Annotated in this window: 10 protein-coding genes; 4 read left to right on the top strand and 6 right to left on the bottom strand. The window is 74.1% G+C overall.

Annotated elements, in window-relative coordinates:
* Positions 1–11: 11 nt before the first annotated feature.
* Positions 12–650, bottom strand: a complete 639-nt coding sequence (locus AB1207_RS21920; RefSeq protein ID WP_367640728.1) for a GNAT family N-acetyltransferase — start codon at positions 648–650, stop codon at positions 12–14.
* 258 nt (positions 651–908) lie between these two features.
* Between AB1207_RS21920 and AB1207_RS21915 the strand changes: the two genes are divergently transcribed.
* Positions 909–1,580 (top strand): hypothetical protein, encoded by a 672-nt coding sequence (locus AB1207_RS21915; protein WP_367640726.1) that lies wholly within the window; start codon positions 909–911, stop codon positions 1,578–1,580.
* 205 nt (positions 1,581–1,785) lie between these two features.
* Positions 1,786–2,487 (top strand): pentapeptide repeat-containing protein, encoded by a 702-nt coding sequence (locus AB1207_RS21910; RefSeq protein WP_367640724.1) that lies wholly within the window; start codon positions 1,786–1,788, stop codon positions 2,485–2,487.
* 3 nt (positions 2,488–2,490) lie between these two features.
* On the opposite strand, the gene AB1207_RS21905 is transcribed toward AB1207_RS21910, so the two are convergent.
* A complete protein-coding gene (locus AB1207_RS21905) occupies positions 2,491–3,165 on the bottom strand; it encodes an MBL fold metallo-hydrolase (RefSeq protein ID WP_367640723.1) in 675 nt (224 codons plus the stop codon).
* A gap of 81 nt (positions 3,166–3,246) precedes the next feature.
* Between AB1207_RS21905 and AB1207_RS21900 the strand changes: the two genes are divergently transcribed.
* Both AB1207_RS21900 and AB1207_RS21895 read left to right on the top strand, forming a co-directional pair.
* Positions 3,247–4,848 carry a DUF349 domain-containing protein gene (locus AB1207_RS21900; protein ID WP_367640721.1) on the top strand — a complete coding sequence of 534 codons (1,602 nt, stop codon included), beginning with the start codon at positions 3,247–3,249 and terminating at the stop codon, positions 4,846–4,848.
* Positions 4,849–4,943: 95 nt separating this feature from the next.
* Positions 4,944–5,576: a hypothetical protein gene (locus tag AB1207_RS21895; protein ID WP_367640720.1), complete on the top strand. Its 633-nt coding sequence runs from the start codon at positions 4,944–4,946 to the stop codon at positions 5,574–5,576.
* Here AB1207_RS21895 and AB1207_RS21890 read toward each other — a convergent pair.
* The 4 genes from AB1207_RS21890 to secD all read right to left on the bottom strand — a co-directional run bounded on the left by AB1207_RS21890 (position 5,548) and on the right by secD (position 11,595).
* Positions 5,548–7,998: a RelA/SpoT family protein gene (locus AB1207_RS21890; RefSeq protein ID WP_437179002.1), complete on the bottom strand. Its 2,451-nt coding sequence runs from the start codon at positions 7,996–7,998 to the stop codon at positions 5,548–5,550. The genes AB1207_RS21895 and AB1207_RS21890 overlap by 29 nt on opposite strands.
* Before the next feature lie 89 nt (positions 7,999–8,087).
* Positions 8,088–8,639, bottom strand: coding sequence for an adenine phosphoribosyltransferase (locus AB1207_RS21885; RefSeq protein ID WP_367640768.1), 552 nt, complete (start codon positions 8,637–8,639; stop codon positions 8,088–8,090).
* Between the two features lie 2 nt (positions 8,640–8,641).
* Positions 8,642–9,640 (bottom strand): protein translocase subunit SecF, encoded by a 999-nt coding sequence (gene secF / locus AB1207_RS21880; protein WP_367640718.1) that lies wholly within the window; start codon positions 9,638–9,640, stop codon positions 8,642–8,644.
* Complete coding sequence (gene secD / locus AB1207_RS21875) at positions 9,640–11,595, bottom strand: protein translocase subunit SecD (protein WP_367640716.1); 1,956 nt, start codon at positions 11,593–11,595, stop codon at positions 9,640–9,642. Before secD ends, secF begins: the two co-directional genes overlap by 1 nt.
* Between the last annotated feature and the right edge of the window lie 21 nt (positions 11,596–11,616).

The following is an 11,616-nucleotide window of genomic DNA, read 5'->3' as shown; positions in this document are numbered from 1 at the left end:
GGGCCCACCGGCTAGACGGCGGGCCGCCACATCGACGACGGGCTGACCCCGGCACCGAGGCCGCGGATGGCCGCGAGGTGGCGGAAGCCGAAGGTCTCGTAGAGCGCCCGGCTGCGCGGCGTGGACGCCTCGAGGTAGGCCGCGTCGCCCCGGGCGTCGAGCTCGCGCAGCCGGGCGTCGAGGAGCCGGGACCCGACCCCCAGCCCGCGAGCGCCGTCGCCGACCCCGATGGCCGTCAGGTACCAGTGGGCCGGCCGGGGCCGGTGCTCGGCGAGCACGGACTGGTTGCGCAGGGCGCGCCGGATGCCGCGCAGGCCGAGGCTGGCCAGGAACAGCGGGAGCCGGCGCGCCTGGGCCAGCAGGTGTCCCGAGCCGCCGGGGGCCTCCCAGGCCGCCGCGCCGAGGACGCGACCGTCGGCGTCGACGGCGACGTCGACGGCCCCGTGACGGGCGGGGCCGGACAGCAGGACCGCGCGGAAGAAGCCCTCGAGGCGGGACCGACGGTCCCCCTGCCCCTCGACGAAGGTCGCCATGACGGGGTCGGCGGCGAAGGCGGTGGCGAGGACGCGGCTGACCGCGGGCAGGTCGGCGGTCCCGGCGGGGCGGACGGTGACGGCGGCGCTGCCGGTGGGGGTGGGCGTCTGGGTCACGGGAGCTCCCGGTGGGTCGGCGGGCGGGGCCCGCGGGGACGAGGTGTCGTGGGGGGGTACGAGGACGACAGTACCCGCGATCTGGTCAAGTGACCAGATCCGGTCACCTGACCAGACGAGCGCTCATCCCACCGGGTTGTCACCGGACGACCAGGACGGTTCACTGCTGGGAGCGCTCAGACGCCGAACAGGGGTGGACTGCGGTCGCGACCGTGAGGACAGGCGTCCAGCAGGGGGCGCCGACGAGGGAGGTCGGCGGTGCCGGACGCGCTCAGTCGAGAACACCACCTGCGCCGCAGGGCCGAACGGGTCCGCGAGGCGCTGGAGACGCTGTGGGGTGACGAACTGCCCGACGCCCCGGATCCCGTCCTGACCGTGCTGGTGGACGCCGTCGCGGTCGACGACCAGCAGGGCGTCGAGGACCGCGTGGTCGTGCAGGGCGACGGCCTGGCGTACGAGGCCCTGGCCCGCGTCCTGGCCGACGTCCGCTCCACCTCCACCCTCCACCTCGTCCCGCCGGCCCTGAGGGCCCGTCTCGCGGGGATGCTCCCCACCGCCGGACGCGTCGTGGACCTGCGCGTCTCCGGCGAGGCGGCCCTGCCCAGCGAGACCACCGGCGCCTGGGAGTACGACGCCGAGGAGGACTCCGTCGCCTGGGACGCGCGCAGCGGAGCGCTGTACGGCCTGGGGCAGGAGGCCGGACACGCCTCGCTGCCGGAGTGGCTGCAGCGCACGGTGCACGGCGAGGACCGTTCGCTCGTCTCCTCCGCCCTGCGCTCCTCGGCCTCCACCGGGCTGCCCTACGACGTGCGCTTCCGCGTCGCGCCGCCGCGGCACGGGGTGGTCGTCGCCCGGGGCCGGGTCCTGGCGTCCGCCGACGGCCGGGTGCGCGTCCTGGGCTTCGCGGCGGAGGACCTCGCCGTCCACTAGTGGTCTGACCGGAGAGTTCGTGACCACAGGCGCGTCCTGAGTGCGTGCATCGCAAGGCGTGGAAGCGAGGGGATGGCAGCGTCATCTCGAGCGACCACAACGCAGCGAGGTGCGTGCTCAGGGCGCGAAGGGGGGCATGAACTTTCCGGTCAGACCACTAGCGGTGCACTGACCGTCCGGCGGGCACCTGTGCCAGGCTGCCGCCGTGCCGACCCCCCGCCGGGTCCCCGCCGGGCCCGACGCCAGCCGCTACGCCCCGGGCCTGCCGGACCCCGACCTGCCCGCGGACGAGGAGGAGCTGCAGCACCGGACGCAGCCGCCGCTCACCGGCGGCGACCACGACGGCGAGCTGTTCCCCGCCGACCTGGACCTGTCCGGGGTCGACGCCCGCGACGCGCGGTTCCTGGGCTGCGTCGTGCGCTGCGCCCGCGCCGACGCCCTGCAGCTGGCGGGCGCCCGGTTCGTCGACTGCCGCATCACCGGTCTGGGCGCGACCGAGGCGCCGTGGCGGGCGGGGACGTGGCGGGACACGGTCGTGGAGGGCTGCCGCATCGGGGCACTGGACCTGTCGACCGCCTCGTGGAACCGCGTGCTGGTCCGGGGCGGGCGCGTCGACTTCGCCAACCTCCGCGGGGCCGAGCTGGTCGACGTGACCTTCGACGGCGTGGACCTGCGGGACCTCGACCTGGGCTCGGCCAACCTGCGGCGCGTGCGGTTCTCCGGCTGCCGGATCGGCCGTCTCGACGTCACCGGCGCCCGGCTGGAGGCGGTCGACCTGCGGGGCAGCGACATCACCGATGGCCTCGACGGCGTGGGCGACCTGCGCGGGGCCGTCGTCAGCTCGAGCCAGCTCCTCCAGCTCGCCCCGCTGATGGCCGCCCACCTGGGCGTGGTGGTCGAGGACTGACGCTCAGCGCAACGCCAGCAGGTGGGGGTTGCTCACCCGCTCGCGGCCGACGGTCGTCGCGGGTCCGTGCCCGGGCAGCACGTCCACGTCGTCGGCGAGGGTCAGGACCTTCTCGACCAGGCTGCGGCGCATCGCCGACGGGTCCCCGCCGGGCAGGTCCGTCCGGCCGATGGACCCGGCGAACAGGACGTCGCCGGACAGGACGAGGTCGGGGCGGCCGGGCCGGTCGACGGTGAACAGGACCGATCCCTCGGTGTGCCCCGGGGCGTGCGTCACGGTCAGCTCCAGCCCCGCACCGGACCAGCGCTGGGCGTCGTGGACGGTGACGACCTCCTCGGGGTCGGCCCACGTGACCCGGCCCGTGGTGGCCTCCAGCGCCGCCCGCAGCGGTCCGCCCAGGGTGCTCAGCGGGTCGTGCAGCCGGTAGGCGTCGTCCGCGTGGATGGTGGCGGCGACGCCGTGGGCGCCGCACACCGGCGTGACCGACCACGTGTGGTCCACGTGGCCGTGGGTCAGCAGCACGGCCACGGGCTTGAGCCGGCGCCGCCGCAGCACGTCCGCGAGGCGGTCGGCCACCCCGACGCCCGGATCGACGACGACGCACTCGGCGCCGTCCTCGGGAGCCAGCACGTAGCAGTTCGTCCCGAAGACGGACGCCTCGACGCGGTCGACGATCACCCCACGAGCCTAGTGACCCGCAGCGACGACGACGCGGCGCGCGGTCACGGGCCGCGCCGTTCGGGGGGTCGGGGACCTAGAATGAGGCAGGTGACCGAGCAGCCGCAGGAGCCGGCGTCCTCCCAGGACGTGGCGGACACCCCCCAGACCACCGAGACCACCCCCGACGCGCAGGCCGAGGCGCCCGTCGAGGCGCCCACGGACACCCCCGTCGAGGCGCCTGTCGAGGCCCCCGCCGAGGCCGAGGGCGACGCCTCCGAGGAAGCCTCGGCGACGGAGGAGGCCGCGCAGGAGCGACCGGCGACGCCGGCCCCCGCGCCGCGCCCGACGCCCGGTGCGGTCCGGCCCACCCCGCGTCCGGTGCAGCCCCCGGCCCCGCCGGTCGCCGCCGCGCCGGAGGCGACCGAGGTCGGTCACACCACCTCCGTGGACCGCGAGGCCGCCGCGGCGTTCGGCCGGGTCGACGAGAACGGCACCGTCTGGGTGCGGCGCGCCGACGGCGAGCACGAGGTGGGCGCCTACCCCGACGCCACGCCCGAGGAGGCCGTCGCCTACTTCGTGCGCAAGTACGAGGAGCTCGTCGCGCAGGTCGACCTCTTCGACCAGCGGCTGCGCAGCACCGAGCTCGGCGGCAAGGACATCGTCGCCGGCGTCAGCGGCCTGCGCACCGCCCTCGCCGAGACGCGCGCCGTCGGCGACCTCGACGCGCTCGCGGCCCGGGTCGAGGCCCTGGCGACCGTGGCCGACGAGGCCCGCGCCGCGGCCGACCGCGCCCGCGCGGCCCACCGCGAGGAGTTGCGCACCGCGCGTCTCGCCATCGTCGAGGAGGCCGAGGGCATCGCCGGGCAGGACCCGGAGAAGGTCCAGTGGCGCGCCTCGGGCGAGCGGTTGCGGACCCTGTTCGAGGACTGGAAGACCGCGCAGCGCGAGGGCCGCCTCGACAAGCGGTCCGAGGACGAGCTGTGGAAGCGCTTCAGCCACGCCCGCAGCGCGTTCGACAAGATGCGCCGCCACCACTTCGCGGCCCTGGGCGAGCAGCGGAACTCGATCCGGTCCGACAAGGAGAAGCTCGTCGTCGAGGCCGAAGCGCTGTCGACGTCGACGGACTGGCGCGGTACGACGAACGCCTACCGCGCGCTCATGGACCGCTGGAAGGCGGCGGGCCGGCTGGGACGCAAGGACGACGACGCCCTGTGGGACCGCTTCCGCGCAGCGCAGGACGTGTTCTTCGCGGCCCGCACCGCGGCCAACGAGGCGGTGGACGAGGAGTTCAAGGACAACCTCGTCGTCAAGGAGCAGCTCCTCGTCGAGGCCGAGGCGCTGCTGCCCATCAAGGACCTGGCAGCGGCCAAGAAGGCCCTCGCGGGCATCCAGGACCGCTGGGACGCCGCGGGCAAGGTCCCCCGGAACGACCTCGGCCGGGTCGAGGGCCGTCTGCGGGCCGTCGAGACGGCGGTCCGGGACGCCGAGCAGGCGCGGTGGTCCCGCACGAACCCCGAGGCGCAGGCCCGCGCGGGCGGGCTCGCGAGCCAGCTCGAGAACGCGATCCGCGACCTCGAGGCCGACGTCGAGAAGGCCCGCGCCTCCGGCGACGCGCGTGCCCTGTCCCGTGCCGAGGAGGCCCTGCGGGCCCGTCGCGCGTGGCTCGACGCGGCGCAGGCCACCCTGCGCGAGGTGCGCTGACCCGCGGCACCCGCGCGCGACGTCCGCGAGACCCCCGTCCACAGCCGTGGGCGGGGGTCTCGCGCGTGGGGGCCCGGGCTGCTGGACTGACCGGTGTGCGCACCCCGTGGCTGACCGCCGTCCTCGCCCGCGGAGGACAGGTCGATCCCGGCCTGCCCTGGCGCGCCGGGCCCGCCGAGTCGTGGGAGGACGAACTGCGCCGGGGCCACGTGCGGCGCGTCGTCGGGGACGTGCTCGTCGCCGGTGACGTGGGCGTGGACGCGGTCGCGGACGCCCCGGTGCGCGCGCAGGCCCTGGCCCTGCTCCTGCCGCCGCGGGTCGTCCTGCTGGGCGTCGCCGCGTTGTGGGTGCACCTCGGGCACCCCCTGGCCGCCCCGTCGGTGCTGCAGGTCGCCGGCAGCCGGTCCGGCACGACGGTCGAGGTCGGTGGCCTCACGGTCCAGACCAGCCGGGTCCGCCCGTCCCCCGGCGAGGTCTCGACGGTCGGCGGGCTCCGGGTGAGCACGCCCGCCCGGGCCCTGCTGGACGCCGCCACCGCCCACCCCCAGCGCGCAGGACGCTGGCGGTCGGCGCTCACGACGGCGGGTCTGCTCGACGAGGACGCCGTCCACGACGCCAGTGGCGCCGCCCGCGGACGCATCGGCGTGCGGGTGGCGCGTCAGGCGTTGTCGTTGCCGCGCAGCGCGCCTCCGCGGCCGGTCAGCCCTTCTGCGGCCGCGACGCCATGACGCGGTAGGCGTCGAAGACCCCGTCCACCTTCCGGACCGCCCCGAGGACCTGGTTCAGGTGGCTCGGCTCGGCCATCTCGAAGGAGAACTTCGACAGGGCCACGCGGTCCCGGCTCGTGCTGACGGTCGCCGACAGGATGTTCACGTGGTTGTCGGACAGCACGCGCGTGACGTCCGAGAGCAGCCGGGCCCGGTCCAGCGCCTCGACCTGGATCTGGACGAGGAACAGGCGCGTCTGCCCGGTGGGCATCGCCGAGGCCCACTGCACGTCGACGATGCGCTCGGGTTCCTGGCGCAGGGTCACGACGTTCTCGCAGTCGTCCCGGTGCACCGACACCCCCGCACCCCGCGTGACGAACCCGACGATCGGGTCGTTCGGCACGGGCGTGCAGCACTTCGCGAGCTTGACCCAGACGTCGTCCGCCCCGGCGACGACGACACCGGCCTCACCGCTGCTGCGGCTGGGACGGTTCCGGCCCGGGGTGGTCGCCTCGGCGAGGTCCTCCTCGACGGCGGCCTCCCCACCGACGGCCGCGATGAGCTTGTCGACGACGTGCTGGGCCGAGACGTGCCGCTCCCCCACCGCGGCGTACAGGGCCGAGACGTCGGGGTGGTTGAGCTCGCGGGCGACGACGACGAGGGAGTCGTGCGACAGCAGGCGCTGCAGCGGCAGGTGCTGCTTGCGCATGGCGCGGGCGATCTCGTCCTTGCCCTCCTCGATCGCCTCCTCGCGGCGCTCCTTGGAGAAGTGCTGCTTGATCTTGTTGCGCGCCCGGGGGCTCTTGACGAAGGTCAGCCAGTCCCGGCTGGGCGCCGCACCGTCCGCCTTGGACGTGAACACCTCGACGAGGTCGCCGTTGTCGAGGGTGGAGTCGAGCGGGACGAGCCGGCCGTTGACCCGGGCGCCCATCGTGCGGTGCCCGACCTCGGTGTGGACGGCGTACGCGAAGTCGATCGGCGTCGAGCCGGCCGGCAACTGCTGGACGTCGCCCTTGGGCGTGAAGACGAAGACCTGGTTCGCGCCGATCTCCCAGCGCAGGTCGTCGAGGAAGTCGCCCGTGGCGGACTCCCGCTGCCAGTCGACGACGGACTTCAGCCAGTCCATCTCCGTCTGCGGCCGCGTGCCGGCCGCCACGGCGTTCGGGTCGTCCTTGTACTTCCAGTGCGCCGCAACGCCGTACTCGGCGCGCTGGTGCATCGTGTACGTGCGGATCTGGATCTCGACGGGTTTGCCCTCGGGTCCGATGACCGTCGTGTGCAGCGACTGGTACATGTTGAACTTGGGCATCGCGATGTAGTCCTTGAACCGGCCGGGGACCGGGTTCCAGCGCGCGTGCAGCGCACCGAGGACGGCGTAGCAGTCGCGGACCGAGTCGACCAGGACGCGGACCCCGACGAGGTCGTAGATCTCCGCGAAGTCGCGGCCGCGCACGATCATCTTCTGGTAGATCGAGTAGTAGTGCTTGGGCCGGCCCGTCACGGTGGCCTTGACCCGCGCGTCCTTGAGGTCGTCCTCGATCTGGGCCCGCACGCCCTGCAGGTACTCCTCGCGGGCGGGGGCCCGGTCGGCGACGAGCCGGACGATCTCGTCGAACACCTTGGGGTAGACCGTCGCGAACGACAGGTCCTCCAGCTCCCACTTGATGGTGTTCATGCCGAGCCGGTGCGCCAGGGGCGCGTAGATCTCGAGCGTCTCGCGGGCCTTCTTCTCCGCCGACGTGGCCGAGACGTACCGCCAGGTGCGCGCGTTGTGCAGCCGGTCGGCCAGCTTGATGACGAGGACGCGGATGTCCTTGGCCATCGCCACGACCATCTTGCGGACGGTCTCGGCCTGGGCCGCGTCGCCGTAGGTGACCTTGTCGAGCTTGGTGACGCCGTCGACGAGCAGCGCGATCTCGTCGCCGAAGTCGGCGCGCAGCATCTGCAGCGTGTAGTCGGTGTCCTCGACGGTGTCGTGCAGGAGGGCGGCCGCCAGCGTCGACGGCGTCATGCCCAGCTCGGCCAGGATCGTCGCCACGGCGACGGGGTGGGTGATGTACGGGTCGCCGCTCTTGCGGCGCTGACCGTCGTGGGCGCGCTCGGCGCGCTCGAACGCCTTCTCCACCACCGACAGGTCGGCCTTGGGGTGCGTCGCGCGCACGGTGCGCAGCAGGGGTTCCAGGACCGGCGAGACGCTCTGCTGGCGGTGTTGGCCGAAGCGGGCCAGGCGGGAGAGCATGCGCCCGGCCGTGACCGGGCCGGTGTACTGCTCCTGGCCGCGGCGGCGCTCCGGACCGTTCGGCCGGGCACCCCCCGCGGGCCGCTGGGCGGGCTGGGGGGCGGGGACCACGGCCCCCTGCGCAGGCGGTGTCCTCGTCGCGTCCGGCGTGTCGTCGGGCGTGGCGGGGGCGCTCGTGGCGTGGGTGTCCGTGCCGTCTGCCATGGCGTCCTCCGTGTCGTCCGGACGTCCAGTCTAGGTCGGGCCCGGGTGCCCCGTGCGCCACCTCACCGGTCCGCCGGGCGCCCGGTTCCTCAGTCCTGGGTGTGCAGGGCCACGACGGCCCGGTCCCCCAGCCCCGCCCGGCCGTTCAGGAACGCCAGCTCCAGGAGGACGACGAGACCGACGACGTGCGCGCCGGCCTCCTCGAGGAGTTCGCAGGCCGCCCGCGCCGTCCCGCCCGTGGCGAGGACGTCGTCGACGACGAGGACCCTGGCCCCCGGCCGCACGGCCGAGGCGGCCAGCTCCAGGGAGGCGCTGCCGTACTCCAGGGCGTAGTCGCGGCGCAGCACGGGCGGCGGCAGCTTGCCCGCCTTGCGCACCGGCCAGAACCCGACACCGGCCCGCTCGGCGGCCGGGGCGGCGAGCATGAAGCCCCGGGCCTCGATGCCGGCCACGGCGTCAGCCCCCGTCGCCGTCGCGAGGTCGGCGAGGACGCGCGTGACCGCCCCGAACGCCGCCGGGTCCGCCAGCAACGGGGTGATGTCCTTGAAGACGACCCCGGGCTCGGGGAAGTCCGGGACGTCGCGGAACCCTCGGACGACGAGCTCGGCGGTGCGGGCGGCGGTCTCGTCGGGCAGGTGCAGGGTCACGCCTGCGGCTCCGCGGCAGCGACGGTGTCCTCGGTGCGGGCCGGGCCGGTCGCCGCCGCGTCGAGTTCCTTGACGCGGGCCTCGCGGCCGCGGAGCACGACGAGCAGCGGCGTCGCCACGAAGATCGAGGAGTACGCGCCCACGAGCATCCCGACGAACAGCGCGAGGCTGATGTCCCGCAGCGTGCCGGCCCCGAGCAGCAGGTCCCCGATGAAGAGGATCGCCGCGACGGGCAGCAGCGCGACGACCGTCGTGTTGACCGACCGGACGACGGTCTGGTTGATCGCCAGGTTGGCGGCCTGCGAGAACGACCGGTCCCGCTTGAGGAACGCCTCGGTCGTGTTCTCGCGCACTTTGTCGAAGACCACGACGGTGTCGTAGAGCGAGTACCCCAGGATCGTCAGGAACCCGATGACGGAGGCCGGCGTCACCTCGAAGCCGACGGCCGCGTAGACGCCGGCGGTGATGACGAGGTCGTGGAACAGCGCGACGAGCGAGGCGAGCGCCATCGTCCAGGCGCGGAAGTACAGCGTCATGACGATCGAGACGAGGACGAGGAACACGATCAGACCCGTGACGGCCTTGTTCGTGACGTCGGCGCCCCAGCTCGGACCGATGCTCGAGGAGGTCACCTCGCTCGCCGGGACGTCCATCCGCTGGACCAGTTCGCCCTTGACCGCGTCCAGCTGGCCGGAGGAGAGCGCCTCCGTCTGCACCCGGACACCGTCCTGACCGACGCTCGTGACGGTCGGCACCGTCCCGGGCAGCACGGCCTCGACGGCCTCGCGGGCCGCGTCCTGGTTCGCCGAGCCGCTGACGCGGAACTCCGACCCGCCCTCGAACTCGATGCCGAACGTCAGGCCCGGCTTCCACAGCAGCACCGCCGAGACCAGCACGAGGGCTGCGGCGATGAGGAACCACAGCTTCTTGCGGCCCACGAAGTCGAAGGAGGACTCACCGGTGTAGAGCCGGTTGCCCAGTTCTGCCATGCCCATCAGGACTCGTCCCCGTTCGCGTCGTCCCGGTCGTCACGGGGTGTCTCGCCCGCTCCCCCGCCGCTGCGGGCCTTCTCGCGCTCGGCCCGGCGCAGTTCGGCGACGGTCGGCCGGTGCTCGCCGTGGTGCAGGGCGTGCCGGGCCACGACGGACCCCAGGTGCTCGGGGTCGAACCCGGACAGCTTGTGCCCGCCGCCGAAGAACTTCGTCTTCGCCAGGACCGCGACCACGGGGTGGGTGAACAGCACGACGATGACGAGGTCGATGATCGTCGTGATGCCCAGGGTGTAGGCGAACCCGCGGACGTTGCCCACCGCGAGGATGTAGAGGACGACGGCCGACAGCAGGCTGACCGCGTCGGAGATGATGATCGTCCGCCGGGCGCGGCGCCAACCGGCCTCGACCGCGGAGGACAGGATGCGCCCGTCGCGGATCTCGTCGCGGACGCGTTCGAAGAACAGGATGAAAGAGTCCGCCGTGACGCCGATGGCCACGATGAGGCCGGCCACCCCGGCCAGGCTGAGGCGGAAGCCCTGCAGCCAGCTCAGCAGCAGGATGACGCCGTAGGTCAGCGCCCCGGACAGCACCAGGCTGGCGACCGTCACCAGGCCCAGGGCGCGGTACTGCACGAGCATGTAGGCGACGACGAGGACGAGGCCGACGACGCCGGCGATGAGGCCGTTGCGCAGCTGGTCCGCCCCGAGCGTCGCGGAGATCTGCTCCTCCGTCTGCACCGTGAAGGACACCGGCAGTGCACCGAACTGCAGCTGCTGGGCGAGCGCGTCGGCGGAGGCCTGGGTGAAGTTGCCCTCGATGTCGACGTCCGCGCCGAAGCGCTGGTTCACCGTGGGTGCCGTGACGACGAGCCCGTCCAGGACGGCGGCGAACTGGTTGCGCGGCGACTCGAGCGTGGAGATGCGGGTCGTGAGCGCGGAGAAGCGCTCGGCACCGGCGGCGTCGAACTTGATGCGGACGACCCACGCCCCGGTGGTGAAGCCCTGGTTGTTCGTGGCCTGGGCCGCGGTGGCGCTGACGAGGTCGGTGCCCTCGAGCTCGGCCGGGCCGAGGACGTACTTGTACGCGCCGTCCTGGTCGCACGTCACGAGCACCTTGGCCGGGTCGTCGACGATGCCGCCCTGCCGCTGGGCCGGGTCGGAGCAGTCGAGCGCCTGGAAGCGCTGCACGAGGTCGGGGATCGACAGCCACGCCTGGTCGCTGGCGTCGGTGGGCGAGGCGGTGGGCGTCCCGGTGGGCTGACCCGGACCCGGGGTCGGGGTCGGGGTCGCGATCTCGGCCAGGCTCGGCGCGGTCGTCGTCGCCTGCGGCTCCGCCGGCGGCGTCGTGGCCGCCTGCAGGGCGGCGGGCGCCGCCGCACCGTCGGCGCTCTGGGTGGGCGCGGGTGTCGTGGCCGCTCCGCTGGCCGTGCCGCTCGGGGTGGCCTCACCGGACGGGGTCGCTCCCGGGGTGGCCTCGCCGGACGGCGTCGCGCTCGGGGTCGGCACGGGCTGCTGCGCTTGCTCCACGGGGACGGCGGCCAGCACGACGCGCATGCGCAGCTGCGCCGACTGGGAGATGAGGTCGAGCTGCTGGCGCGTGGCCTCACCGGGGATGGAGACCGAGATGTTCTGGCCGCCCTGGACCTGCACCTCGGTCTCGGACAGCCCCGTGGCGTCGACGCGCTGGCGGATGATCTCCGCCGCCCGCTGCACCTGCTCGGCGGGGACGGCCCCACCGGTGGCCGAGCGCGGCGTCAGGACGACCTGCGTCCCGCCCTCGAGGTCGAGCGCCAGACCCGGCGACCACTTCGCCGAGCTCCAGATCGAACCGGCCCCCACCGCCGCGAAGACGGCGACGACGACGAGCACCAGGGCCACCAGGGTGCGGCCGGGGTGGGGTCGACGGATCGGTGCGCCGCGGCGCACGCGTGGGGGGCCGGTGGGCCGGTCGTTGGACACTCAACACCTCGGGACAGGCGC

It is taken from the genome of Kineococcus endophyticus, from assembly GCF_040796495.1.
In the GTDB taxonomy this organism is placed as follows: domain Bacteria; phylum Actinomycetota; class Actinomycetes; order Actinomycetales; family Kineococcaceae; genus Kineococcus; species Kineococcus endophyticus.
Note: the sequence above shows the minus strand (reverse complement) of the source record. Positions and strands in the feature narration are given on the sequence as shown.